This is a genomic window from Acinetobacter calcoaceticus (assembly GCF_051947995.1).
GTDB lineage: Bacteria > Pseudomonadota > Gammaproteobacteria > Pseudomonadales > Moraxellaceae > Acinetobacter.
Genome location: NZ_JBLVVH010000003.1, coordinates 43,717 through 69,946 on the forward strand (window position 1 = coordinate 43,717; position 26,230 = coordinate 69,946).

A 26,230-nucleotide genomic window follows, 5' to 3' on the forward strand; every position below is an offset into this window, starting at 1 on the left:
TTGGGGAGCAAACAAATGACAGCATCAGCAAAGATAGAACAGATTGTTTTAGACGAAACTTGCCTTGCAGGCGAAGCATGGATGGGGGAGGTGAAGCAAGGCCAGTATTTTCGGATTATTGATCTGGAAGGCAACCAAGCCGTCGATACCTTGTTTCTCAGTGCCAACAATGCCGAAGAACGTTATAGCGCAACTGATACCTTGGCGCAAAATCAGCAGCTTTATCTAGAGAAAGGCACGACTTTATTTAGTAATTTTGCCCGTCCCATTGCCACGATTGTCGATGATAACTGTGGCAGACATGACACTTTGGGCGGTGCATGTTCATGTGAAAGCAATACCGTTCGTTATGCGCATGATAAATATCCGATGCACAGTTGCCGTAATAATTTTATGTATGCCTTGGCACAGCATCCAATTGCCAAAAAGCATCAGCTCAATGTTCGTCATATTGGACCCAATATTAACTTTTTTATGAACGTGCCTGTGACTGCAGAGGGCCATTTAAAGTTTGAAGATGGAGTTTCGGCGCCGGGTAAATATGTGGAGATCAAGGCCGAAATGGACCTGATTGTGCTGATTTCGAATTGTCCGCAATTGAATAATCCGTGCAATGCCTATAATCCAACCAAAATCCAGCTTGTTATACGTGACGCGTGAGGTGACATAATGTTTAAAAAAGTACTCATTGCCAATCGTGGTGCGATTGCCTGTCGTGTTATCCGTAGCTTAAAAAAACTCGGGATTCAATCGGTTGCCGTCTATTCCGAAGCCGACCGGGATTCCTTGCACGTCAGTCTAGCCGATGAAGCGATTTTTATCGGTGATTCAGCTGCACAGCAAAGTTATTTAAATATTGAAAAAATCCTTGCTGCAGCACAGCACACAGGGGCTGAAGCGATTCATCCAGGTTATGGTTTTTTATCGGAAAATGCCACATTTTGTGATCTGTGCGAGCAACAGGGGATTGCCTTTATTGGTCCAACTTCACAGCAAATGCGTGATTTTGGTCTAAAACATACTGCACGAGCATTGGCGATTCAGAACAATGTGCCCTTGCTACCGGGCAGTCAGTTGCTTATCGACTTGGATGATGCATTGCTTCAGGCCGATCGGATTGGCTATCCAGTGATGCTGAAAAGCACCGCAGGCGGTGGCGGTATTGGTATGCGACTGGTCTGGAATGAACAGGAATTAAAAGAAGCCTATCAAACCGTTTCCTATCTGGCGCAAGCCAATTTTAAAGATGCAGGATTGTATCTGGAAAAGTTTGTCGAAAATGCCCGTCATATTGAAGTACAGATTTTCGGTGATGGTCAGGGCCATGTCATTGCGCTCGGTGAGCGTGATTGTTCCGTACAACGCCGTAACCAAAAGGTGATTGAGGAGACACCTGCACCACACTTAAACGATGCGCAACGTAACTATATCCAACAGGTCGCGATTCAACTGATGCAGTCGGTGCAGTATCGTTCTGCGGGTACGGTTGAATTTGTGATGGATACCGATACACAACAGTTCTACTTTTTAGAAGTGAATACGCGCTTACAAGTGGAACATGGTGTGACGGAACAGGTGTATGCTGTTGATCTGGTTGAATGGATGGTGACCTTGGCCAGTGGGGACTGGCAAGCACCGCAACAGATTGAACCGCCCAAAGGCCATTCGATACAAGTGCGTTTATATGCCGAAGATCCGATCAAGAACTTTCAACCCAGCGCAGGATTATTGACCAGTGTCAAATTTGACGCTCAATCACGGGTCGAAACCTGGGTCGAAACCGGTTCAAACGTTTCACCATTTTATGATCCAATGATTGCAAAGATCATTGTCACGGCAGAGGATCGAGAGCAGGCGATTATTGCCATGCAAAATAGCCTAAGTAATACGGAAATTGCAGGAATTGAAACCAATCTCGAATATCTACAGGAAATTATCGCGGGTGAAGTATTTCAGCAAGGGACACAGACCACCCGTTTCTTGAATCATTTTCAATGGAGAACCCAGAAAATAGAGGTGCTGCAAGCAGGTATCCAGACTGCAGTACAGGATGTGACCGGGCGTCTGGGTTATTGGGATGTTGGGGTGCCACCTTCAGGCGCCATGGATGCATTGAGCCTGAATGTTGCCAATCAACTGCTGGGTAATGCATTTAACAGTTCAGGTCTAGAATGTACTTTGCTTGGACCAACGTTAAAGTTTCATTGTGATAGTCAGATTGCCATTACTGGCGGTGAGATGGAGGTCAGTCTGGATGGTCAGCCTGTCGCAATGTGGTCAAGTATCAATGTCCGTAAAGGGCAGGTGTTAAAATGCGGTCGTATCAGTACGGGGTGCCGTAGTTATATCGGGATTAAACATGGTTTTAATCTGCCTGCTTATTTAGGCAGTTTAGCCACATTTACCTTAGGGCAGTTCGGTGGTCATGCCGGACGTAACTTGTTGATGGGTGATATGTTGCCCATCACTGAGGCGAAAACCGAACAAACAGTTGCTTTAAAACCTGAACACATCCCAAATTTTAAAACTGAATGGGAAATCGCGGTCATGTATGGCCCACATGGTGCACCTGATTTCTTTACGCCCAATGATATTTCTATGTTTTTCGATCAAGACTGGGAGATTCATTTTAATTCGAGCCGTACCGGTATCCGATTGATTGGCCCCAAACCTGAATGGGCACGGATTGATGGAGGTGAAGCGGGCTTACATCCATCCAATATCCATGACAATGCCTACGCGATTGGTGCAATTGATTTCACGGGAGATATGCCGATTATTTTAGGACCTGATGGTCCGAGTTTAGGCGGTTTTGTTTGTCCTGTGGTCGTAATTAACTCAGAGTTATGGAAATTAGGGCAACTCAAAGCTGGTGATAAAGTGAGATTTATTCCTGTCAGCTATGCACAGGCGCAACAGTTAGAACAACGCTATCAATCGGCTTTACAGGATGAAACGATATCGCAGGTTGATTTTTCACCTGTATTCAAAGCTGAGCCTGTCACTTTAAAAAAAGCGGTGTTGGCGACTTTGGATCAGGGTGCGGATAAACCGAAAGTGAGCTATCGCCCCGCTGGAAACCAATATCTGTTAGTCGAATATGGTGAACTGGTTCTGGATCTTAATTTACGTTTCCGTATTCATGCCCTGATGCAATGGGTACAGCAACAAAATATTCAGGGCATCATTGATCTGACGCCGGGCATTCGTTCATTACAAATTCATTTTGATTCGACGGTCTTAGAGCAACTGGATTTACTCCGCTTGTTACAGGTGGCTGAAAGTGAATTACCTGATATTGAAAATATGCAAGTACCGTCTAGAACTGTTTATCTGCCTTTAGCTTGGGAGGATTCACAAACGCAGCTTGCGACCGAAAAATATACGCAATTGGTTCGTCCAGATGCGCCATGGTGTCCCGATAATATCGAGTTCATTCGCCGTATTAATGGGCTTGCATCGAAGCAAGCAGTAAAAGACGTGGTCTATGATACTGCTTATTTAGTGATGGGCTTGGGCGATGTTTATCTGGGTGCACCTGTTGCTACACCACTCGACCCAAGGCACCGTTTAGTCACCACCAAATATAACCCTGCCCGAACATGGACGCCTGAGAATGCAGTTGGAATTGGCGGGGCTTATATGTGTGTTTATGGGATGGAAGGGCCGGGTGGCTATCAATTTGTAGGACGTACCACACAGGTATGGAGCCGTTATCGTCAAAATCCGAATTTTGAACCGTACAAGCCGTGGTTGCTCAGATTCTTTGACCAGATCCGTTTTTATGAAGTGTCTGAGTCTGAGTTGCTGGACATGCGGGAAGACTTTAAAGCAGGTCGTTTGCAACTGCGGATCGAAGAAGGGGTACTGAATCTCAAAGACTATAATGCTTTTCTGAAAGACAATGAAAGCAGTATTCAGGCCTTTAAACAGGTTCAGCAAAGCAATTTTGAAGAGGAGCGTCGTCGCTGGCATGAAGCAGGTTTAGCTGAATATGTGTCTGAACGTATGGATGTGCTATTGGAGGATTCAGAGATCACAGTTCCGAACGGTGGCATGATCGTGGAGTCACATATGCCAGGCTCGGTCTGGAAAATTGAATGTACCGTGGGCGATATTATTGAAGAGGGTGAAACCTTGGCGGTAATTGAAGCAATGAAAATTGAAATCCCCATACTTGCACCTGCAAAAATGAAAGTCGACAGCATTTTGATTGATAAAGCGCAAACGGTAAAAACAGGACAGGCGTTATTTACGCTTGCGCCTACGCTATAGCGATTAAATTCATGATGCAAAAAAGGCCCTATGATGAAACATAGGGCTTTTTTTATGTGCATTTATTCAGCAATTTGTAGTTATTTATCTACAGAATTTGGCTAAAAAACTGGCATAGATACTGCATTAAATATTACGAATTATAAATTTGGTATTACTCAGGCTGAGGTGGTTATGAAAACGCAATCAATCCTAATTCAGTATTTCAAAGTTGCAGCGCGCTGTTTTGCCAATTTACTGACCGTTCGGGCAGGTCTGTATGTAAAGCAAACCCAGCTTCCTAAACAATAACACTAGTCTGATCATTATGAATGCGCGTCCTAAACTGACTCGAATCAGTATTACCGTCCCTGAAAAAACGGTTGAGGCCTTAGATCAAACCATTGTCGAAGAGCATTATGAAAGTCGCTCTCAGGCGATTGTCGACATGATCAACAAGCATCTCATTGCTGAACAGGCACAGCAAAATGCGGTTATGGTCGGCACACTGACCTTGCTTTATGACGCCAGTTGTATGCCGTTGCGTATGCAACTCTTGGATTTACAGCAGAAGTTTTTAGAACAGGTGATCAGTTCATTACATATTCAACTGGATCAACAAAAAATATTGGAAGTCATGCTGTTACAAGGTGGCAGTAATGACCTTAAACAGATTAGCCAACAATTTACTGCCTTAAAAGGGGTGATTAAAGGGCATCTGGAACTCATGGATGCCGTAATGCCACCTTTACAGCAAAACGATTAGCAAGCGTCGGTATTGTCGCTAAATACATGATTTAGATGTGGGCAAAATTTTCAAAAAAGATAGGGGGTGATTATGAAGCAAGCAATAGCAACTTTATCCGTTTCAGTGCTGTTTGGACTGGGCCTTGCAGCGTGTGATAATGCGGCTAAGGTCCCAACGGCGGAGAAAGCGTCCGAGGCCAAAGATGCGACGTCAACGACTGCAATGATGATTGGGTATAGTGATTGGCCGGGTTGGGTGGCTTGGCAAGTAGCAATTGAAAAAGGTTGGCTCAAAGATGCAGGCTTAAATGTTGATTTTAAATGGTTTGATTATTCGGCTTCAATTTCTGCCTTTGCTGCCAATCAACTCGATGCGGTATTTATTACCAATGGAGATAATTTGGTGAATGCGTCGGGCGGAAGCAAGGGCATGATCGTTATGGTGACCGATTATTCTGCGGGTAATGATGTCATTATTGCCAAGAATGGTATTAACAGCCTTCAGGATTTAAAAGGGAAATCCATCGCTACAGAAAAGGGCTTGGTCGATCACCTGTTGTTATCGACGGCTTTGACCGATGCCAAGATTCCATTCTCAGATATCAAACTGGTCAATTCAGTGACCAATGAACTTCCTCAAGTGTTCGGCAGTCAGGATGTTGCTGCAATTGCGGTTTGGCAACCTGTTGCCAATCAAGCCTTAAAAGCTGTTGCAGGTTCCAAGATTATTTATAGTTCTAAAGATAAACCAGGTTTGATTTACGATACCTTGGCGGTAAATCCAAGTCATTTATCGGCGCATAGAGAAGACTGGAAAAAACTGATTCAAGTCTGGGATAAAACGGTGAAATATATCCAAGACCCTGCAACGCATGCGGATGCGGTAAAAATCATGGCCAATCGTGTCGGTGTTGATCCTCAACAATATGAACAATTCATTGAGGGCACGCATTTACTGGATATCGCAGCAAATAAGAAAGTGTTCCAGAAGGGAACAGGTTTTGATTCGATTTATGGTTCAACCTATCACGTCAATCAATTCAATGTCAGTAATGGCATTTATAAAACCGAAGTGGATGTAGATGGCTTGATCTATCCAGCTTTGGTGGATGAGTTGAAATAGATAATCTTGTATAAAAAATCGTTCTATAAGAACGATTTTTTATTTTCAGGTTTTAAAATTTAAAGGACAATCTTTTTATAAAGGATTGTCCTTTCAAAATTAATCAGATCGAAGCAGGATTAGTAAGTCCGTATGGCATTTTTTAATAAATGCTTTTGTTCAGCAGCCAGCCATTGCTGTGTATCCGTGGTAGTTGCGGTTGTGGTGTGAAATACAAAATCTGGTTGATACATATCCAGATGAAAATAAAGTCGATACAGCTCACCTTCAATCTGTTTCAGTTGGATTAGGGTATTGGCATCTTCTATTTCAAAATCATCGAGTGAAATTGATTGCTGCAAACGACTGCTGATGGTACTAAAACCAATAGGAGAACCATTTAAAGCAACCGAGACTTCATAGCTTTCAATGGCTTTTAGATCATTTTCAGGATGATCAATCGGGCCATTTTTCAGTTGATTTTGTTGTTGCGGAAGGCGTGATTGTGCATAAGCCATATGTTGATCGGAGATCATCAAGCCCCCATCCATAGGCACAATCTTTTGTGTTGCCACATGTTGCATCTGGAATAGGCGTAACCCGAGCAATAGGCCCTGTTGAGCCTGTTGCCGCCAATCTTCTACATAGGCATGGGAAGGTGAAAACTCTAAAATACTGTTGCCGATTAGGTAAAGCTTGGCAGGTTCGGGCCATTGAATATGATTCTGATAGTTTTGATGAACTTGCCAAGAAAGTAATTCGTGCTCTGAATCCCATAAAGTATCGCCAATCCAGCCTTGTCGCTCATGCACCGCAGTTTGATTGGCATCGATCAATCGGAGGTCAATGCTGAAAGATCTGGACTGAAACCAATACACAATAGTTTTTTCATCCGTCATGCCATTGAAGAAACTGATACTTTTACGTCTAAAACATCCCAACAAATAGCGTGGTAAGGGCAAGTGGTCATCAATTACTGTCGGCTCAAGTTGTGCTAATAAGTTCATTAGATTCATTCTCTTGCTCCCTGTTCATTTAACCCAAAGGAGTACAGCGGACGGGCATTCTCAAGTACCAGCTCACCTGACTGAATGCGTTGCTTGAGGTACATAAAAGTTTGGGCCGTCTGATTAAATAGATGCTCACCACCTTTCATTGGCGGATATAACGGTGCCTCATCAGGAATCAGAGGTTGAATCAGGTAGTCATAATCACAGGAGAAAAACAGCGGGAAAGAGTAACGTTCTTGCTGTACACATTTTACGCGATGCTTGGTTGCCAGATAACGACCATTGGATAAGATTTCCATCATGTCGCCAATATTCATGACCATGCTGTTTTCGATCAAGGGAATATCGATCCATTGGCCTTGTTTATTCAATACTTGTAGACCTTCCGCTGTTGGAAATAAAAGGGTAAAACATTCATAATCGGTATGGGCACCAATACCCGATTGATCTTCTGCCTCGGGATTGTAGGGATAATGAATCAGTCTCAATTGGCTCGGTGCATGCTTTAAATGCGGTTCAAAAAAGTCTTCATTCAAATCAAGTGCCAAAGCAAAAGCTTTAAATAGCTGATTGCCGATGGCTTTGATATGTTGATAATAATTTAAGACGGTGTGTTTAAAGTGGGCATCTTCAGGCCACAGCGTTGGCCCGAGCAAAGGACGGCGATGCTGCTCTCCGAGATAGTCATAATTGATGTCATAGGACTCTTTTAGATCATAGACATTGGCTTTAAATTGTTCCTCACCGATTGGCACATAACCACTATGATTTTCGGAAAGGCCAATATAATGCTGCATTTTAGTGGTGTGGTCTTGGCTAAAATAGTGCTGCGCGGTTTGTTTTAACTGATCGAACAGTTCGGGTTGAAATTGTTCACCTTGAATGTATAAGAAGCCAACGTCTTTGCATGCTTGGTCAAGTTGCCTTACGACCTGTTTGCGATCTTCTAAATTCGCACTATTAAGTAAGGAAATATCAATCAAGGGCAACACATAATCATGGTTCATGAGATTCACCATCGGCTGGTCGTCCAGCAATAAATGAAGCAGATTGGGTCGTCCCAAATGCTATTTTATTTCTGTGTACTCATTTGGGTCATACGTGGAATTTTAGGTAAATCCTGTAAGGCAGGATCTAGCGCCTCTTCTTGATGATGTACCAATAGATCGACACGTTCCCGAAGCTGTTTAAACTCGGGCGACTGCATCAATTCCATGGTTCGTGGGCGTGGTAAATTAACTTCGATAATCTCTTTTACCTCACCAGGATTGGCTTTCAAGGCTACAATCCGATCTGCCAGTAAAATGGCTTCATCCATGTCATGCGTGACAAATAAGATGGTGATATCGATGTTTTGCCACAAGTCCATTAAATGCTTTTGCATTTTTTGTCGGGTGTAGGGGTCAAGTGCGCCAAAAGGCTCGTCCATGAGTAAGATTTTGGGTTCATTGACTAGGGCACGGGCAATGGCGACACGCTGTTTCATCCCACCTGAAAGTTCATGGGGAAACTGATTTTCATATTTTTCTAGACCAATAATATTGATCCATTCACGTGCCATTTCTTCGGCACGGGTTTGACTGATACCTTTCATTAAGGGGCCAAACATCACATTTTCTTTGACGGTTTTCCATGGAAATAAGGTATAGCCTTGAAACACCATGCCACGTTCTGAACTCGAGCCTTTAATCTTTTGACCTTCGACCAGCACCTCACCGCTATGGTAGTCATCTAGACCTGCAACCACACGACTTAAGGTTGATTTTCCACAGCCAGAAGGACCAATTACACAGACAAACTCACGTTTATGAATACGCAAGTCAATCTGGTTCAGCACCGTCCGCTCAGAAGTACCATGCCGAAAAATTTGCGTCAGTTGCTTGGTTTCCAGCATCACGGGGCGCGTATAAATATGCTGAAAATAGGCTTTGGCATCAAAATTATCCGTCATAGTTATACTCCCTTTTTCCATTTAAATAGGTATGTGCCGAATTTCATTAAAATCAAATCACACAACAGTCCAATCACCCCGATAATCAGGATGGCGGCATAAACATTGTCAAAGTTCTGATAACGCGCCTGTTGAGTAATGAACCAGGTAATTCCTGAGGTTGCACCAATCAGTTCCGACACAATCAAATAGGTCCACGCCCAACCGAGTAAAACCCGTTGATCACGGTAAATGTCGGGCAATGCCGCGGGAATCACCACATGGAACAGGCTCTTGAGCTTATTGGTACCAAGGGTATAACCGGCTTCAACCAGGCCACGATCTACCAGGCGGGTGGTATTGGCAATAATCAGAATTTGCTGAAATAGGGTACCAATCACGATAATGGCAATTTTCGGGGCATCATTAATGCCTAAAATCGCCACCGTCAAGGCCCCAAAGGCGGGTGCAGGCAGGTAGCGAAAGAACTCGACAAAGGGTTCAGTGAGCTTGGAAATGGTATTGGAAAAGCCACACAGAATACCAAGCGGCACACCGATCAATGAAGAGATCAAAAATGCCGTAAATACAATTTTGATACTGTGCCATAGGCTTTGATGTAACCAAGGCGCATCGGCCTGTTGCGGAGGCGTGGTAAACGAAGTAAACAGGGCTGTCGCCACTTGATGCGGAGCAGGCAAATAAATCGGATTGACTAGAATACCTGTAGGCGGTGTTTTGCCTTGATTGACGGCAGCTTGGGCCTCAGCATAGTAAGCCTGTTTATCTATTCGGGTTCCTGCCTGTAGATAAGTGGCTGTGCCTGCATCGGTAATTTGAACTTGCGGGTGCCAGATAAACGGTAAGTAACTGACACAGCTCCAGATCAGGATGGGAATCAGAAAAGACCCCAGACTTAGGTAAAGCTTTTTCCTTTTTGACAAAGCTGAATGATGCATAGGCGCACACCCATAGAGTAATACTAATTGAATAAAACGTAATACTCATTAGCAATTTTGATGCCAGTGCAGATACTCAAAAGCAAAATCAGGATGAAGTGCAGTCAATGAAAAGCGAGATAGGCACTTTGTAATTTGATAGTGATGCTTGTACCTATCTTTTAGTGAGTTCTTAATGCTTGAATAGATTCAGCTTATTGAATTTTATCAGCAATTGATCAGGAGACTCCACCCAGGCCGGATCAGGCTGAATACAGTCGATAGGGCAGACGGCGACACAGGTAGGTGCTGTATAGAAACCGATGCATTCAGTGCAACGTTCTGGGTCGATTTCATAGACTTTTGCACCTTCATTAATCGCCTGATTAGGGCATTCAGGCAAGCACATATCACAATTGATACATGCGTTGGTAATTAACAGTGCCATATTAATCTGCCGAATAGCTCAGCGCTGCAGAATGTAATTCGGTTGAGGCGTGCGGCAAATTACGGATCAGCAGTGCATATTCAATATCGATCTCGGGGGAGAGAGGAATTTCGACGATATGACCTGAACCCTTGGCATTTTCAATGGCATTGCCTTTAAGATCACGCATCTGTTCTAATTTGAAGTTGATATTGCCTTTGGGTGTCATTAACTCAAGTGAATCACCGATCACAAAGCGGTTTTTGACTTCAATCCGAATATGGTCGCCGTTACGCCCGATCACTTCCCCACAGAACTGCTGATAGTCAAAATGAGATGAACCATCAGCATAATTTTGATAATCGTGATGCACATGGCGACGCAAGAAACCTTCGGTATAGCCTCGATTGGCCAAACCTTCCAGTTGGGTCATGAGACTTGGATCAAAGACTTTTCCCGCCAGCGCATCATCAATGGCCTTACGGTAAATCTGCGCGGTACGGGCACAATAAAAATAGGATTTGGTGCGGCCTTCAATTTTGAGTGAAGCTACCCCGATCTGGGTCAGACGATCTACATGCTGTACCGCACGTAGGTCTTTGGAGTTCATGAAATAGGTGCCATGCTCATCTTCTTCAGCGGCAAACATGTCTTCATCATTGCGTTGCACCAGAACCGTTTGCGCCGTATTGGTGCTGTTTGATGTCTGTGAGCAACATTGCTGTTGAGTTGCGACCTGCTGAACAGGTATCACATCACCATTGGCATCTTCCTGTGCCTCATGGATTTTATACTCCCAGCGACAGGCATTGGTACAGGCACCTTGATTGGCATCACGCTTATTCATATAACCCGATAACAGGCAACGTCCTGAATAGGCCATACACAGTGCGCCATGTACGAACACTTCCAGTTCAATATCGGGAACCTGTGCCTGGATTTCCTCAATTTCTTCGATTGACAATTCCCGAGACAAAATAATGCGGCTGAGACCGTAATCTTTCCAGAATTTTACTGTGGCCCAGTTAATGGCATTGGCTTGTACCGAGAGATGAATCTGCATCTGGGGGAAATGCTCACGCACCATCATGATCAGCCCTGGATCAGACATAATCAACGCATCAGGTTGCATGGCAATAACCGGTTCGATATCTCGGATAAAATTTTTAAGCTTGCTGTTATGCGGCTGGATATTGACCACCACATAAAATTTTTTACCTAAGGCATGTGCTTCATCAATCCCGATTTTTAGATTGTCATGGTCAAATTCATTATTCCGTACGCGTAAACTATAGCGAGGTTGGCCTGCATAGACCGCATCTGCACCATAGGCAAAGGCATAGCGCATATTTTTAAGGGAACCGGCGGGAGAGAGTAATTCGGTATTCATCATGCAATAAAGGCATATAAAAAATAGGGAATTATTTTAGAAAGTTCGAAAAAATGATTCAACCCAGTATTTTGCTCGGGATTGTATGGCACGACAGGTAAGCTTCAGCCCATAAAAAAAGCACCCGAAGGTGCTTTTTCTAAGACATTAATGATGACGATGCTTTCTTTTTTTCTTGTATTTTTTAGACTGGTGATTGTCATAATAACGATCTTGACCGACTTTACGTCCCAAAGCTGAACCACCTGCGGCACCCGCAGCAGCCCCAATATAACCACCAGTCGTACCACCAAGGTTTTTACCAACGGTATAACCACCGACACCACCTAAACCACCACCGATAGCGGCTTCAGTACGTGTACGTTTGCTACTTGCAGCAGCAGCACCACCCGCACCACCAAGCGCAGAGCCAATCATCGCGCCGTTATTGCCACCGATTTCTTTACCGATTGCAGTACCAACAACACTACCGAGTGCAGATGTAGCTGCAACACGAGTGCCGTTATCAGCATGAGCAACAGTAACAAGTGATGAAGTTGCAAAAATTGCACCACATAACCAAGCGTTTAATTTCATTTTTTGACTCCGTGTCCGCTATAAATCGGACGTCTTTCTAATGGCAGCAAATGTAACAAAGTTTGAGAATGAAAGTGTGGAGAAGCGGGTCTAAATTATTACTCTTTGGTGTCTGGATTGTAATCTTTTGTTTTAGATTAGATTTTTTGAAAGTGTATAGTGTTTAAAAAACAAATGGATAGCTTGATTGAGGGTGGAAAGAGGCTTAAATGATTTTTAAGCCTTGATTGAAGATGGATTGTTAGTCCTGTTGTTCTTCTTTTACAGAATTCTCTTCTAACTTGAGTTGACGCGGGTTAAATTCTGTTTGTAACCGTAAATAATTTAAATCACGGATATTCTTTTGGGTAGCTACGACACCGAACAAACTCAAAAGGAAGGACATAATATAAAAGCCTTTTTCACTCATGGTCAGTTCAGCATTCCATAAGCTAATCAGTAACAGCACAATACAGACCGCCATGGAGGCCCAGCACAGTCCATAATAAATAGCCGTTACCGGAATCTCTTCGAGTTGGTCACGGACAGTTTTCTGAAGGGAGGCTGCCGAGAAAAGTCCATAAAGTAGAATCACCAGATAATAGCCTTTTTCATGCAAGGGCATGTTGGCATTCCACAACCCAATCATAAAGCCCACTGCACCAGCGAGTAAGGCCACCCAGCTTGCGGCAATAAAGGCTGAAGTTGGACGGTTAATAAAATTATTCATAGTTTATCCTGTTGTTTTATCATTCTATTTGTCCTGTATTATTTATAGCCAAGCACTGGTCAGAGAACAAGTCGTAAAAACTAAAACCGAACAATTTGTGATGAAATGAAGGGGGAATGGTAAGTTCCACAGTTTCACTATGTCTTTTAAGTGGCAGAGTCTGTAAACTATGCGCAATTTTTTGATTTTACTCGTGCTTGATCAGCACTGAGTCTTTAGATTTTGAGATATTCCACCCATGAAAGCATCACTCCGTTTAAGACTCGATCAACTTTGTGATCGTCACGAAGAGCTGACTGCATTACTCGCTGATGTAGAAGTGATTTCGGACAATAAACGTTTTCGTAAATTGTCTCGTGAACATAATGATTTAACTGAAATCACCGAAGTTTGGAGTAAGTATCGTCAAGCGGAAGAAGATATTGAAACTGCTGAAATGATGAAATCAGATCCTGATTTCAAAGATATGGCAGAAGAAGAAATTAAAGAAAATAAGGCACTGCTGGTTGAGCTTGAAGATCAGCTGAATGTGTTGATGATTCCAAAAGATCCAAACGATGCCAATGCAGCTTATCTTGAGGTTCGTGCGGGAACGGGTGGTGATGAAGCTGCGATCTTCTCGGGTGATTTGTTCCGTATGTATAGTAAATACGCTGAAACCCAAGGCTGGCGTATTGAAGTGCTTTCTGAAAATGAAGGCGAGCATGGCGGTTATAAAGAAATCATTTGCCGGATTGACGGTGAAGGGGTTTATGGTCGCCTGAAATTTGAAAGCGGCGCGCATCGTGTGCAACGTGTCCCTGCAACGGAATCACAGGGCCGTGTCCATACCTCGGCTTGTACGGTTGCGATTCTTCCAGAAGTGGATGTCGATACCACCGTGGAAATCAATCCTGCCGATTTACGTATTGATACTTACCGTGCATCCGGTGCGGGTGGTCAGCACATTAACAAAACCGATTCTGCAGTACGTATTACCCATATCCCATCTGGTGTGGTGGTGGAATGTCAGGAAGAGCGTTCACAGCATAAGAACAAAGCCAAAGCGATGGCTTTGTTAGTGTCGCGTCTGGAAAATGCCAAACGTGCAGCAGCCGATGCAGCAACCTCTGAAATGCGTCGTGATCTGGTCGGTTCAGGTGACCGTTCAGAGCGTATCCGGACATATAACTATCCGCAAGGTCGTATGACCGACCACCGTATTAACCTGACTTTATATAAGTTAGATGCGATTATGGAAGGTGATTTAACCGAATTGCTGGATAGCTTGCATCGTGAATATCAGGCCGATCAGCTGGCAATGCTTGCACAGGAAAATGGCGGCTGATGAATATTGCTCAAGCCTTAGAGATCAAAGGTGAAATTGACAGTTATGAACGTCAGGAGGCGGCATGGCTACTTGAGCATCTTTTGGGGATTAACGCCTTAGAACTGAAACTGCGACTTGAGCAAGAATTGACAGATATGCAGGAGCAGGCTTATCTGGAAGGACTGGCCCGTATCGAGCAGGGTGAACCACTGGCCTATGTCACCGGTTCACAGCCATTCTGGACCTTAGACCTGAAAGTGACGCATGATACTCTGGTTCCCCGACCAGATACTGAAATTCTTGTAGAAACGGTATTAAAGCTGCCGCTGGATCAACAGGCCAATATTGTTGATTTAGGTACGGGGACGGGGGCAATAGCTCTGGCGCTGGCGAGTGAACGTCCGCAGTGGCAGGTCATGGCGACTGATATTTATGCGCCAACTTTAGCGGTTGCGCAGGAAAATGCGCTACGGCATGGTCTTATGCAGGTGAAATTTGCCTGTGGTGCCTGGTTTGAGGCACTGGATCAGCAGCAATTTGATTTAATTGTCTCAAATCCACCCTATATTGATCCAGAAGATGTGCATATGCAAAAGCTCAAGTCTGAACCCGAGCGTGCGCTGATTGCAGATCACCATGGCATGGCGGATATTGAAACCATTATCCTGCAAGGTAAAAACTGGCTCAAACCAGAGGGCTGGATTGCGCTGGAACATGGCTATGACCAAGGTGAGGTCGTTCGTCAAATCTTTGAGCAGCAGGGGTTTGAGCAAATCCAGACCATCAAGGACTATGGCGGCAATGATCGGGTCAGTTTAGCCCAAAAGTCTGCTTAATCTTCTATATAGCGTTGTACGGCTTTTGCCAGAGTGTGATTGCCGTATTTTTCCAGCCCATCAACTACGCCTAAGGCATCTGCTTTTTCCCGGTTCTGGCTGAGTTTAAATTTGCCCGTGATCCCGGTGATCTGGATTTCAATGCCCACAATATCTTGCAGTAGCCGAGCAATGTATTCAGCAGGCGCATCGGACATTTTCCATGGAACAGGCTGATTGGCTTCATGTGTCCGTGTCAGCTTGGCCAAAATACCACGTAATGCTTTTTCATCAGAGAAGAACTGAATTTTGCCTTTGACATGCACCACCTGATAGTTCCATGTTGGTACATGCTGATGGTGCTGTTGTTTGCTGGGATACCAGTTTGGTGAAATATAATCCTGTTCACCATGAAAGATAATCAGGACTTCTGTGCCGTTTGAAATTTGCATGTGTAATGGATTATTTCTGGCAATGTGCGCAAGTAGTATCGCTGTTTGATTTTGTTCATCCGGTATCAGCTTAAAAGGCAGATGATTGGCATCCAGACCTTCGCTACTCTGGCTGATAAGCGTTGCAAACGGATAATCCTGAATCAGTTGATAAAGTTTTTGAGGGTCTTTTTCTTCAAATATTTCAGGAAGGTACATGGCTTAATTCCTTTTACTCATCGACGAGGTTGCGTCTGTTTTTCTTCAAGGGTGAGCTTTTTCGATAACTGCCCGGACTTACACCGCTCCATTTTTTAAAGGCACGATGAAAAGCGCTGGGGTCATGGAAGTTCAGATCGTCGCTAATACTTTGAATCGAATCATCCGTTTTACTCAGTCGTTCAATGGCGATATCACAGCGAATGTCATTTTTCAGTTGCTGGTAGCTGACACCTTCCTGTTTTAAACGACGCTGGATGGTCGCAGTCGACATATTCAATTGCTGGGCAATATCTTTCAGTTCTGCCCATTCTGAAGGTGCTTGCAGCAGTAATTGTCGGCGTATTTGCAGGCTCAGTGAATTTTCATTCTTGAAACGTACGATCAGGTTATAAGGGGTATGTCTCAGAAAATCATTAAGTGCCTGTTTGTCTTTTTTGATTTTATGTTTCAGATAATGTGCATCAAATTCTATGCTGTTTTGTGCGGCATGAAACTGGATATTTTCACAGAAACGGACACGATAATCCTGTAGCTCAACAGGTGGATGGCATCTAAAGCTCATTTTATGAAAATGGATACGTTGATCGCTCAGCCAGCACATCAAGCTGTGAACCAGCATCAGAAAGGTTGAATAGGTAAACATCCGCTTCGGTTGTTCACGATCATGCAGGACCAGATAGGCCTTATTGCCTTTTTGAACCAGTTCGCCGCGAATATCGTCCAGAATCAGGGCTAAAAACTTGAGAATTTCTTTAATGGCCTGTTCCAGATTCTCTGTATTAAAGGCAAGTTTTGCCAGTAATTGATAGCTGCCACGGCGCATGGGATGGGTATCCATACCGAGAAACTCATCATTCATACTCTCAGCCAGCTCCACCCATAATTGGGCACACTGGGTAACGGGAACGCGTGCTTTACCTGAACTTAACAGTTCAGCTGAAATGCCTGCCCGATTGGCAATACTGACAATATTTAAGCCGCGACTCGCAGCAACGCTTAATGCTTCCCGAATTAAAGCATTTGAAATTGTATCCTTGGCCGCATTAAGATCGGGAGTGTGGTTTTTGGTCATAGGCACATGATATACAGGAGAATAAATAGATCGACTGCTCAAAAGTCGCATTCAATTTGCTACTTTTTGAAATTGTATCGGAAAAAAGTTGCCTTTAGGCTTGGTTATAAAAATTTATATCTTTAATTTGATAGGAAACGTAAATGAAAATTCAGGGAAAACATTTTGTTATTACAGGCGGTGGCTCTGGTCTAGGTGCGGCAACAGCTGAATATTTAGTTGAAAAAGGTGCGTCAGTCACTTTGGTTGACATGAATGTTGAAGCGGGAGAACAACAGGCACAGGCATTGGGAGCTCAGGCAGAATTTGTAAAACTGGATGTGACCGATGAAGCTGCTGCGGAACAGTTTTTTAAAGATGTACTTGCCAAACATGGCAGTGTTTATGGTCTGATCAATTGTGCGGGCATCGGCCCCTCGGCAAAAGTGGTGGGCAAAGAGGGCGTACATGATTTGGCAATGTTCTCGAAAACGTTAAACATCAATGTCACAGGCACATTTAATATGCTGCGCTTTGCGGCGGATGCCATGAGCAAGAATAGCGTTGCGGAAGGTGACGAAGATCGAGGGGTGATCGTCAATACAGCTTCGGTTGCAGCCTTTGATGGACAAATTGGGCAAGCAGCATATTCTGCATCGAAAGGTGCCGTTGTGGCGATGACCTTACCGATTGCACGTGAACTTGCCCGTCATGCGATACGGGTGATGACCATTGCACCGGGTATCATGGAAACCCCGATGTTAAAAGGTCTGCCGCAGAACGTACAGGATGCGTTAGGCCAAATGGTACCGTATCCTTCACGTTTGGGTCGTCCAGAAGAATTTGCACGCTTGGTGGCCCATATCGCCGAGAATTCATATCTGAATGGTGAGGTGATTCGTCTGGACGGTGCGATTCGTATGGCACCAAAATAAGCCTTGCTAACAGGATTCAATCACGCCATAGAACAGTTGCGGACTTCGCCTTCACAACTGTTTTTTCTTTTTTTACTCAAATTTTATATTGTCTGTTAACAGCTTTGATTTTAAGGTAATAGACCGTGGCTTGATAAAAATAAACATACTAAAAGGAATTGATATGACATATAGACTGATTCTCTCCGCATGCTTGGGCCTGTGTCTGAGCGGTTGTGTTGGCAATATGAATCCAACGGGTGGAAACTCAACACCGAATTATCCCTATTACAAAACCCGTGAAGCCCGTGTGGTGAAAAAAATTCTGGTCCCTGCAGGTACTACACTGGTCTATGACACCCAGTTTTTGAAGGAAGGTGAACAAGACAAGATCATGCCTGAGGAGAAACTCACCGATATTCGTTTTCCGGAAGATCAACCCATGCGCTGGGGCGGTGTGCCTGTCAGCATGATTTCGAAATTTTTTAATTCAGAGATGCACGGTTTTTCTGTTTATGCCGATTTTCAGCAACTGGATGCCAGTCAGCGCAGTCGATTTGCCCAATTGTGGCAGAGTTGCGATGATGATCTCGGGATTACTGTCAAAGACACCAGCGACTGGTCTTTTAACAAGGCCAATATTGCGGATGTAGAAAGTTGTAGTGTCAATTATCAACGTTATTTTAAGGATAACCAGAAACAGCAGCAGTTCCTGGATACCCTGTATCGTGAAATGATGAAAGCTGAATAAACAATACAGGCAATGCTGAAAATCATTGCCTGAGCTTTTGCCAATTATTTGGCTTTGACTTCATCACCAATCAAATAAAAGGTTCCGCCTGCAATATAGTGCAGACTACGTAATTCTTTTGCAGCATCCTGAAAATGCCAGTGCCCATCACGAAACACGCGAGAATCTGCCCAGGCTGCAACCACAGCGCCAATAAATAAATCGTGTGCTTGCTGGTTATGTGGCTCTGGAATGACTTTACATATCAACCATGCCAGACTACCTGTGACCAGCGGTACAGGAAAGGCGTCCTGATAAAACAGTTCGGTTTTGCAATCTGCCAGTTTGGTGGGCTGGTCAAATTTACTAATCGTACCGAGTTGGTGCACCATATCAATTTGCGCGTAGCAGGGCACCTGTAGCGCAAAGTAACCGCTTTGCTCAACCAGTTGACGGGTCTTGGTGCTTTTATCAAGCACAACCGTGACCTTGGCTGGGCTAAATTCCAGTGCACATGCCCATGCTGCCGCCATGACATCCGTATCCTGCTCATGTTGAGCCGACACCAGTACGGTTGGGCCGTGGTTGAGTAGACGGTAGGCTTTGGAAAGTTCAACGGCGGTAATATGTTGGGCACTCATACGCAATCCAGAAAGGAGATAAGACGGATTATTGTTGCATAATCTCTAAGGCAATAAGATTCATTTTTGCGGTATTTATAACGTTAAACGCAACAAAAATGGAAGCATACTTCAGATTTTCCGGTCTGGAACATTCAGCCAGATGATTCATTGCCATACTTATCACGACTTATATTCTTATGCGGTAATACTGATGAGCACAGCCCTTATTGCAGCTTTGCGCATGTACATTCATCGGAATTTTATCAATCGATCGTAATTTTGGCCTGAACTGTTATGATTTTGGCACAGTTTGCTTTAGTCTAAAAATCAAACAATCTACAAGGAGGGGAAATTTTACATCGCTTTTGTATGGTAGGAATGATTCCACATACAAAATTACAGGACTAACACTTTGTAATAAAAATGAAAAATGCTCGGAGCAAAAACGTGAAAAAGAAATATTTAAATGCTATGGCGTTAATGGCAGGCATGTTTGTGAGTAGTGGTACCGTAGTTCATGCAGGTTTGTTTGATTTTCTATCACCCAAGGCCTCATGGCAAAACTGTAATGTGAACGGTTGCTCAGTCGGCGGTAGTACGAACGTCACTTCCAGTTATGCAAAAACCAAGTATCCGATTTTGCTGGCGCATGGTATGGCCGGCTTTTCGGCGGTTGGCCCATTGCAATACTGGAACGGGATTACTGAAGATCTGGTTGGAAACGGGGCTAGTGTATTTGTGGCACAGCAAGCTTCCTTTAACTCATCGGAAGTACGTGGTGAACAGCTACTGTTACAGGCAAAACAGGTGCTGGCAATTACCGGTGCTGAAAAAATCAATTTAATTGGCCATAGTCATGGCTCACAGTCGGTTCGTTATGTGGCAAGCTTATTGCCGAATAAGATTGCTTCAGTAACAGCAGTAGGAGGTCCAACCAAAGGTTCAGATGTTGCAGATGTGGTCGACTCAGTGGTGAAATCACCTGTTGGTCCAGCACTTGCACCTGTTATTGCAGCAGGCGTTAATGCGTTCTTCTCTTTGGTCGGCATTGGTTCTGGTCATTATTATGATCAGGATGCCCTTGCGGGGTTAAACTCACTCACCACCAAGGGTTCTGCAGACTTTAACCAGCGCTTCCCGGCAGGTGTACCTACCACAGCCTGTGGATCAGGCGCTGAACTGGTGAATGGTGTCCGTTATTATTCGTGGAGTGGTACCAGCCCGTTTACCAATGCGGCTGATCCGATGGACTATGCGTTAACGGCAACCTCTTTACTCATTTCAGGTGAAAATGATGGCTTGGTACCGCGTTGTTCAAGCCATTTAGGCACGGTCATTCGTGATAACTATGCATTTAACCATCTGGATGAGGTAAATCAGGTATTAGGTTTGGTCGGGTTCTTGCAAAATCCGGTTACGCCGTTCCGTGCACAAGCCAATCGTTTAAAAAATCAGGGACTGTAATCAATGCGCTAAAGGGGCATATGTGCTCCTTTAGCCAGGATGATTTAAAAAAGGATCAATAGAGCAAGGGATGATGAACGGTAAATTTTTAAATAATAAAACCATCAGTTTATGTGTCATTATCGGTTTATTGCTGATATTGGCTTTGATTTACTGGATCTTTAAACCAGATACTCAAGTGGTTTCACATCCTTTAGGGCAGCAGGCTCAACAACAGTCCGCACAAAGCAATATTGCAGGCGGTGCTACACAAGATCATCAAAAGGGAAAATTACCAGTTCTGGCGGCTTCATTACAAGGCACCGAAATTGACTGTCCAATTCAGGTGGATGGCAACGGTAAACTGATACTGACGGTTGGTATTCGTAGCTGTTTTGATTATTTCTTTTCTAGTCTGGGTGAAAAAACAGAAACTGAACTGATCGCGGATATTCGTCAATATCTGAGCGCGACATTACCAGAGACGGCTTCAGGTTATGCCATTTATTTGTTGGATCAATATGTGGCGTACAGCCATACCCTCAAAAATTTAAAACCCAACGGTAATATTAAAACGGGTGATATTGAGGGCTTTCAGAAAGTTCTTGATCAGATGTATAAAGTCCAGCAGCAGTTTTTTAATGCGGCTGAGATCAATGCCTTGTTTGGCAACGAACGTAAACTGAACCAGTTTAATATTGAGCAGATGCGTATTCATGCCAATAAGACCTTGACGGCACAGCAAAAGGCAGCTGAACTGGCAAAATTAATTGATCAACTTCCTGCCACGATGGCGGATGGTGTTCGGGTTTCCATGCAATTTGCTGAATTACAGCAATTAACGCAGGAAATCCGTGAAAAAGGTGGCTCTGCGCAAGAGCTACGCAATATGCGTGAAAGTTTATTGGGGCCAGAGGCTGCGGACCGTCTGGAAAAGGTTGATCAGGAAGAAGCTGGCTGGCAAACACAGGTCAATGGATATCTGGCTGAGCGTGACCAGATTTTAAAAAGTAATGCGAGTGATGCCAGTAAACAGCAGTCGATTAATCAGTTAAGAACTCAGTCTTTTGCCACCAAGGAAGAGTTATTGAGAGCGCAATCTTATGAAATGATGCATGATCGCAAATGAAATAGCTCGTTTGAATAACCTGTATTGAAATCAGCCATTCAAGATTGTGGTTTGAGGTTAGAGAGAATTTTATAGAGCCTAAAGCAGTTTAGGCCCTATACAAATAATAGGCTTAAGTTGGGCAGAATCAACATTCCACTTTATCTTTTATAGGAAAGTCATTTTAACGAGTATTTAAAAAGTCTTCGATCAGTTCGGCGGTCTGTTTCGGTTGCTCTAAATTAATATTATGGCCTACATTTTTAAAAGCAATAAATTTGGCTTTAGGATAGGCCGCTTGAAGTTTGTTTTGATGCTGGATGCCGAATAGTTGGTCCTGATCACCCCATAAGATCAGCATTGGAGCGGACATCAGCTTCGCGGCATTGCTCAAATCTCCATATATAGCACCACTCAAGACACCTTTCCATACATGCAGCGGTACAACTGCGCTTTCCTGACTTAATATTTCTTCAAGTTTTGAATCAATCGGATTGGGGTTCCATCTCCATTCCTGCATAAACTTTCCATGGGGATCAATCGGCGTACGCAATGTTTGAATATTATCCCATAGCCAATTGCCTGGCCCATTTATTCCAATATTCAGTGTAGAAGACATCAGGACGACTTTATTCACGCGATCTGGATAAGCCGTAGCCAATACTTGAGTCGTTAAAGAACCTAATGAATGTCCAACCACGTCGGCTTTGGCAATTTTTAATTTTTTAAGGAACAGGTTGGCATCACTGGCTAAATCTGTATAGGCATAACAGCATGCAGGCGCATCAGATTGGCCATGGCCACGTAAATCAATCGCATAAATATGTCGGTTTTTGAGATAGGGCATGATTAAAGACCAGGTGCGGCTGCTATCGGTATAGCCGTGTATGAATAATAACGGTTTACCCTCAGTGTTACCTGCTTCGATATAAGACAGGTTGAGGCCATTATCGAGGTGTATTTTTTTCTTGGCATGTACCCATTGTTCTTGTGTAGGGATTGGAATTATTTTCGCACTGCAATCGAATGCCAAAAATAGCAAGATTAAAAAGGCAGTATTCCTAAGCAAAGACATATATCAACTCCATGATGGTCTTAAAATGATTCTTTATTACAGAAATTGCGAGGAGGCTTGTCAATTGGAGCAGAAGCGTTGAACTGGGATATCAGCTGTTTAAGAAGGAATAATTTCGTGCCGGATACAACTGGGTTGAGTAATAAACAATAGTTTTCTATAACAGTTAGGCTTTTGTTTTTAAATAATTAAATATGATTTTAAAAGAAGTGCGGCAAGTGGACATTAAGATGATTTACCCAGATGCTATAGCGAGTTGGTCCCAATTTTATCTACTTTAGTGGACGTGGAATAATGGAATGAACTGTTAATAAAAGTGTATTTTGCAGTCATTAATCTTTTTAGTTGCATTAAGACAAGTAGAAATTAGCGAGATAAAAATAAAGCTGCGCCAACAGAAAACTGTTTGAGATAAAATTTACTACTTTCCTCCATCCTTCCATCGACTTAGAATCAGCATTCCCTTGAACAAAGAAGTAAAGCCACGTGTCAGACCATTTAGAAAACGAATTTGAGCTAAGCAATGAGGAAATGCATCTCTATAGCCGTCAGATTTTACTGGATGGTTGGGATATCGAGGCACAAGAAAGGCTAAAACTTGCCAATGTACTGATCATTGGTGCTGGGGGGATCGGCTGTACCAGTGCTGAGCTGTTGGCACGTGCCGGGGTAGGAAAAATTACGATTATCGATGCAGATACCATTGAGATCAGTAATCTGCAACGACAAATTGCATTTACCTCAAATGATTTAGGCCGATATAAAGCTGAAATCTTGGCAAAACATCTCCAAGCCATTAATCCACATATACAGGTCAATTATCAAAATATACGTTTCGATGCCACAAATGCGGATGAACTCGTACAGCATCAGGATGTAGTGTTAGATGGTTGTGATAATTTTACCACCCGTTATCTGGTCAATGCAGTGTGTAAAAAGCATCAGGTCCCGTTAATTAGTGCTTCAGCCATTGGTTTTGAAGGGCAAATGTTTATGGTGGAGGCAGATTCGGCCTGTTATGAATGCTTATTTCCAAAGGAAGAGCATGCTAATGAAGGGCTACGCTGTGCCGAATCTGGCGTATTGGCAACTACGCCTGTAATGATTGCGTCATTACAAGCGCATCACACTTTGCTGTTTTTAGGATTAGGTTTAACCCCACTGAAGCAAAAACTGTTGCTCTGGAATGGCTTAAACCTGTCGCAACGCATTCTTAAATTTGAAAAAGATGTAAATTGTCCAGTTTGTCAGGCAACTTGATCGGTAAAATGAGCAAAATTTGCTAAACTAATGCCATCTGTGAGGCAAGAAAGATTATGAAAAGAAATATTTTATTCGATGGATTACGCTCTGTTGCACGTATCGGTGAAACAGTGGTGGTTGCAGCACAAGCAGGTGTGAAATATGCAACTGAGAAACCAAGCAATGCCAAACTCATGCGTGAGACCTTTGAGTCGCTTGGTTCGACTTATATCAAGCTGGGTCAGTTCATTGCCAGTACGCCGTCTTTATTCCCGCGAGAATATGTGCAGGAGTTTCAGGGCTGTCTAGATCAAACGCCGACTTTACCGTTTAGCTATATTCAAAAGGTTTTGGCAGAAGAGTTTGAAGGCCGTAATCTCAATGAAATTTTCAGTTTTATTGATGAAAAACCGTTGGCGTCTGCCTCAATTGCACAGGTGCATCCGGCCAGACTGGTCACCGGTGAAGACGTGGTTTTAAAAGTACAGAAACCGGGCGTGGAAACAATTCTGTATACCGATCTGAATGTTGTGCACTGGGCAACCAAATTACTGGAAAAAGCAGTACCAAAAATCAAGTTTGCATCGCTTTCTGAAATTGTAGATGAGATCAAGACACGGATGGTACGTGAAGTTGATTTTATTGAAGAAGCACAAAATCTGGATGATTTTATCCAGTATCTGAACATTTCAGGCAATCAGGCTGCGACTGCACCCAAAGTGTATCATCAGTTTTCGACCCGTCGTGTACTGACCATGCAGCGTTTATATGGTGTGCCATTAACCGACTTTGATGTGGTTAAACAGTATGCCAAAGATCCTACACAAGTCCTGATTACAGCCATGAATACCTGGTTTGGTAGCTTGATGTTGTGCAAGAGTTTCCATGCAGACTTACATGCCGGTAACCTGATGCTGCTGGAAGATGGTCGTATTGGCTTTATCGATTTTGGTATTGTCGGTCAGTTAAAGCCGGAAGTCTGGACAGCATGTATGGCCTTTATGGACGCGTTACAGCATACCAACTATGTGGCAATGGCTGAGAATATGCTCAAGATGGGCATGACTCATCAGAAAATTGATACTCAGGTATTGGCGGATGATCTTGAACGTTTGTTTAGTGGGGTATTGCTGGCAGATCCGCAAGAAATTCTAAGTTCGAATCCGGCAGATCTGAATGACATCATGATGGATATGGTGGCTGTGGGTGAACGTCATGGCATCAAATTCCCACGTGACTTCGCGTTATTATTCAAGCAAATGTTATATTTTGATCGTTTCATGCGTGTTCTCGCACCTTATACCGATATTTATGCTGACCAGCGTTTGAAAATGGTTCACAATATTGAACCTGCTTCGTTTTTAAAGCATTAATTTATTTATCGGTTCAATAGGTCATTATGGATGCCATTATCATTGAAGAGTTAAAGGTTGATACGGTCATTGGCTGTTTCAACTGGGAACGCCAGATTATTCAACCTTTAATGCTAGATCTCACCATTCATAATGATCTATCCCAAGCTGCACACTCGGATGAGCTGGAAGACACGCTCAACTATGCTCAAATTTGCGAACTTGCAGCTCAAGTCATTCAAGAGGCACAACCTAAACTGATTGAGCATGCCGCCCAACTGGTGCTTGAATGCCTATTTACCACTTTTCCTTCGATCGAGTCGATCAGTCTCACTATTCGTAAACCCGCCATCATTGCTCAAGCTAATGCAGTAGGAATTCGCCTTGAACGCAACAGACACAATTTTTGCGCTCGCACTGGCGAGTAATCTCCAGCAGCAACAAAATTTCACTTTTGCTTATGAACAGATTGCCCAGCTCGGTAGAGTGGTGTTTTCTCCCATTTATGAAATTCCTTGTCGAGACGGGATTGGAGCAGATTACTGGAACTCGGCATGTCTGTTAAGCAGTCGACTCGGCATTGAAGAAGTCATCGAACTGCTTAAAAAACTGGAACAGCAATCGGGGCGGATTCGTCCATCACACCAGATCACGCTGGATATTGATGTAATTGCCTGGGGAAAGGATTTAGACACTATGCGGTTTAATCCTAAGAAGTTACCGCTGGCGCTGGATGTGAAAGTTCCTTTATTTGATTTATGGCCACATGCTGATTTAAGCTATGATCAAAAGATAAACTATCCTGTCATTACAATGTAATTTGTTTGAATGT

At 43.5% G+C, this 26,230-nt stretch carries 26 protein-coding genes; 14 read left to right on the plus strand and 12 right to left on the minus strand.

What is annotated here, in order from left to right:
• The first annotated feature begins 15 nt into the window (after positions 1-15).
• From ACNQO6_RS06060 to ACNQO6_RS06075, 4 genes are all read left to right on the plus strand, one after another.
• On the plus strand, positions 16-660 hold the full coding sequence (locus ACNQO6_RS06060) for an urea amidolyase associated protein UAAP2 (protein ID WP_440208388.1): 645 nt from the start codon (positions 16-18) through the stop codon (positions 658-660).
• Between the two features lie 9 nt (positions 661-669).
• The gene (uca, locus tag ACNQO6_RS06065) at positions 670-4,275 is read left to right on the plus strand and encodes an urea carboxylase (RefSeq protein ID WP_440208389.1); all 3,606 of its coding nucleotides are present in this window, start codon (positions 670-672) and stop codon (positions 4,273-4,275) included.
• A gap of 307 nt (positions 4,276-4,582) precedes the next feature.
• Complete coding sequence (locus tag ACNQO6_RS06070) at positions 4,583-5,020, plus strand: CopG family ribbon-helix-helix protein (protein ID WP_005187690.1); 438 nt, start codon at positions 4,583-4,585, stop codon at positions 5,018-5,020.
• Positions 5,021-5,092: 72 nt separating this feature from the next.
• Positions 5,093-6,124, plus strand: coding sequence for an ABC transporter substrate-binding protein (locus ACNQO6_RS06075; protein ID WP_440208390.1), 1,032 nt, complete (start codon positions 5,093-5,095; stop codon positions 6,122-6,124).
• Positions 6,125-6,243: 119 nt separating this feature from the next.
• On the opposite strand, the gene ACNQO6_RS06080 is transcribed toward ACNQO6_RS06075, so the two are convergent.
• The 8 genes from ACNQO6_RS06080 to yiaA form a co-directional block, all read right to left on the minus strand.
• On the minus strand, positions 6,244-7,119 hold the full coding sequence (locus ACNQO6_RS06080) for a hypothetical protein (protein ID WP_440208391.1): 876 nt from the start codon (positions 7,117-7,119) through the stop codon (positions 6,244-6,246).
• Positions 7,116-8,132, minus strand: a complete 1,017-nt coding sequence (locus tag ACNQO6_RS06085) for an isopenicillin N synthase family dioxygenase (RefSeq protein ID WP_440208392.1) — start codon at positions 8,130-8,132, stop codon at positions 7,116-7,118. The genes ACNQO6_RS06080 and ACNQO6_RS06085 overlap by 4 nt, the downstream gene beginning before the upstream one ends.
• A gap of 53 nt (positions 8,133-8,185) precedes the next feature.
• Positions 8,186-9,064, minus strand: a complete 879-nt coding sequence (locus ACNQO6_RS06090) for an ABC transporter ATP-binding protein (protein WP_440208393.1) — start codon at positions 9,062-9,064, stop codon at positions 8,186-8,188.
• Positions 9,065-9,066: 2 nt separating this feature from the next.
• Positions 9,067-10,002, minus strand: coding sequence for an ABC transporter permease (locus tag ACNQO6_RS06095; RefSeq protein ID WP_440208394.1), 936 nt, complete (start codon positions 10,000-10,002; stop codon positions 9,067-9,069).
• A 172-nt stretch (positions 10,003-10,174) separates the two neighbouring features.
• Positions 10,175-10,429 carry a YfhL family 4Fe-4S dicluster ferredoxin gene (locus ACNQO6_RS06100; protein ID WP_440208395.1) on the minus strand — a complete coding sequence of 85 codons (255 nt, stop codon included), beginning with the start codon at positions 10,427-10,429 and terminating at the stop codon, positions 10,175-10,177.
• 1 nt (position 10,430) lies between these two features.
• A complete protein-coding gene (gene trhP, locus ACNQO6_RS06105) occupies positions 10,431-11,798 on the minus strand; it encodes a prephenate-dependent tRNA uridine(34) hydroxylase TrhP (RefSeq protein ID WP_440208710.1) in 1,368 nt (455 codons plus the stop codon).
• A gap of 147 nt (positions 11,799-11,945) precedes the next feature.
• Complete coding sequence (locus ACNQO6_RS06110; protein ID WP_343581647.1) at positions 11,946-12,374, minus strand: hypothetical protein; 429 nt, start codon at positions 12,372-12,374, stop codon at positions 11,946-11,948.
• Positions 12,375-12,615: 241 nt separating this feature from the next.
• Positions 12,616-13,083: an inner membrane protein YiaA gene (gene yiaA / locus ACNQO6_RS06115; RefSeq protein ID WP_440208396.1), complete on the minus strand. Its 468-nt coding sequence runs from the start codon at positions 13,081-13,083 to the stop codon at positions 12,616-12,618.
• A gap of 238 nt (positions 13,084-13,321) precedes the next feature.
• On the opposite strand from yiaA, the gene prfA reads away from it, so the two are divergent.
• The gene (prfA, locus tag ACNQO6_RS06120) at positions 13,322-14,410 is read left to right on the plus strand and encodes a peptide chain release factor 1 (RefSeq protein ID WP_004772635.1); all 1,089 of its coding nucleotides are present in this window, start codon (positions 13,322-13,324) and stop codon (positions 14,408-14,410) included.
• On the plus strand, positions 14,410-15,228 hold the full coding sequence (gene prmC / locus ACNQO6_RS06125; RefSeq protein ID WP_343581645.1) for a peptide chain release factor N(5)-glutamine methyltransferase: 819 nt from the start codon (positions 14,410-14,412) through the stop codon (positions 15,226-15,228). The genes prfA and prmC overlap by 1 nt, the downstream gene beginning before the upstream one ends.
• Here the strand turns inward: prmC and ACNQO6_RS06130 are convergent.
• The gene (locus ACNQO6_RS06130) at positions 15,225-15,857 is read right to left on the minus strand and encodes an FMN-binding negative transcriptional regulator (protein ID WP_343581644.1); all 633 of its coding nucleotides are present in this window, start codon (positions 15,855-15,857) and stop codon (positions 15,225-15,227) included. The genes prmC and ACNQO6_RS06130 overlap by 4 nt on opposite strands.
• 13 nt (positions 15,858-15,870) lie before the next feature.
• Positions 15,871-16,932, minus strand: a complete 1,062-nt coding sequence (locus ACNQO6_RS06135) for an AraC family transcriptional regulator (protein WP_440208397.1) — start codon at positions 16,930-16,932, stop codon at positions 15,871-15,873.
• A gap of 143 nt (positions 16,933-17,075) precedes the next feature.
• Between ACNQO6_RS06135 and ACNQO6_RS06140 the strand changes: the two genes are divergently transcribed.
• On the plus strand, positions 17,076-17,846 hold the full coding sequence (locus ACNQO6_RS06140; protein WP_440208398.1) for an SDR family NAD(P)-dependent oxidoreductase: 771 nt from the start codon (positions 17,076-17,078) through the stop codon (positions 17,844-17,846).
• A gap of 163 nt (positions 17,847-18,009) precedes the next feature.
• Positions 18,010-18,576, plus strand: a complete 567-nt coding sequence (locus ACNQO6_RS06145) for a hypothetical protein (RefSeq protein ID WP_343581641.1) — start codon at positions 18,010-18,012, stop codon at positions 18,574-18,576.
• Between the two features lie 44 nt (positions 18,577-18,620).
• Here ACNQO6_RS06145 and ACNQO6_RS06150 read toward each other — a convergent pair whose 3' ends face one another.
• On the minus strand, positions 18,621-19,196 hold the full coding sequence (locus ACNQO6_RS06150) for a flavin reductase family protein (protein ID WP_005230973.1): 576 nt from the start codon (positions 19,194-19,196) through the stop codon (positions 18,621-18,623).
• Positions 19,197-19,625: 429 nt separating this feature from the next.
• On the opposite strand from ACNQO6_RS06150, the gene ACNQO6_RS06155 reads away from it, so the two are divergent.
• Positions 19,626-20,642 carry a lipase family alpha/beta hydrolase gene (locus tag ACNQO6_RS06155; RefSeq protein ID WP_005230972.1) on the plus strand — a complete coding sequence of 339 codons (1,017 nt, stop codon included), beginning with the start codon at positions 19,626-19,628 and terminating at the stop codon, positions 20,640-20,642.
• Positions 20,643-20,715: 73 nt separating this feature from the next.
• On the plus strand, positions 20,716-21,750 hold the full coding sequence (locus ACNQO6_RS06160; protein ID WP_440208711.1) for a lipase secretion chaperone: 1,035 nt from the start codon (positions 20,716-20,718) through the stop codon (positions 21,748-21,750).
• Positions 21,751-21,913: 163 nt separating this feature from the next.
• Here ACNQO6_RS06160 and ACNQO6_RS06165 read toward each other — a convergent pair whose 3' ends face one another.
• The gene (locus tag ACNQO6_RS06165) at positions 21,914-22,804 is read right to left on the minus strand and encodes an alpha/beta fold hydrolase (RefSeq protein ID WP_440208399.1); all 891 of its coding nucleotides are present in this window, start codon (positions 22,802-22,804) and stop codon (positions 21,914-21,916) included.
• 531 nt (positions 22,805-23,335) lie between these two features.
• Between ACNQO6_RS06165 and ACNQO6_RS06170 the strand changes: the two genes are divergently transcribed.
• Genes ACNQO6_RS06170 through ACNQO6_RS06185 form a run of 4 tightly spaced genes read left to right on the plus strand, consistent with a single transcriptional unit; the run spans position 23,336 to position 26,217 of the window.
• Positions 23,336-24,064: a HesA/MoeB/ThiF family protein gene (locus tag ACNQO6_RS06170; RefSeq protein ID WP_440208712.1), complete on the plus strand. Its 729-nt coding sequence runs from the start codon at positions 23,336-23,338 to the stop codon at positions 24,062-24,064.
• A 56-nt stretch (positions 24,065-24,120) separates the two neighbouring features.
• On the plus strand, positions 24,121-25,419 hold the full coding sequence (locus ACNQO6_RS06175; RefSeq protein WP_004772617.1) for an ABC1 kinase family protein: 1,299 nt from the start codon (positions 24,121-24,123) through the stop codon (positions 25,417-25,419).
• A 26-nt stretch (positions 25,420-25,445) separates the two neighbouring features.
• Positions 25,446-25,826 (plus strand): dihydroneopterin aldolase, encoded by a 381-nt coding sequence (gene folB, locus ACNQO6_RS06180; RefSeq protein ID WP_440208400.1) that lies wholly within the window; start codon positions 25,446-25,448, stop codon positions 25,824-25,826.
• Positions 25,783-26,217 (plus strand): 2-amino-4-hydroxy-6-hydroxymethyldihydropteridine diphosphokinase, encoded by a 435-nt coding sequence (locus ACNQO6_RS06185; RefSeq protein ID WP_440208401.1) that lies wholly within the window; start codon positions 25,783-25,785, stop codon positions 26,215-26,217. Before folB ends, ACNQO6_RS06185 begins: the two co-directional genes overlap by 44 nt.
• Positions 26,218-26,230 lie beyond the last annotated feature (13 nt).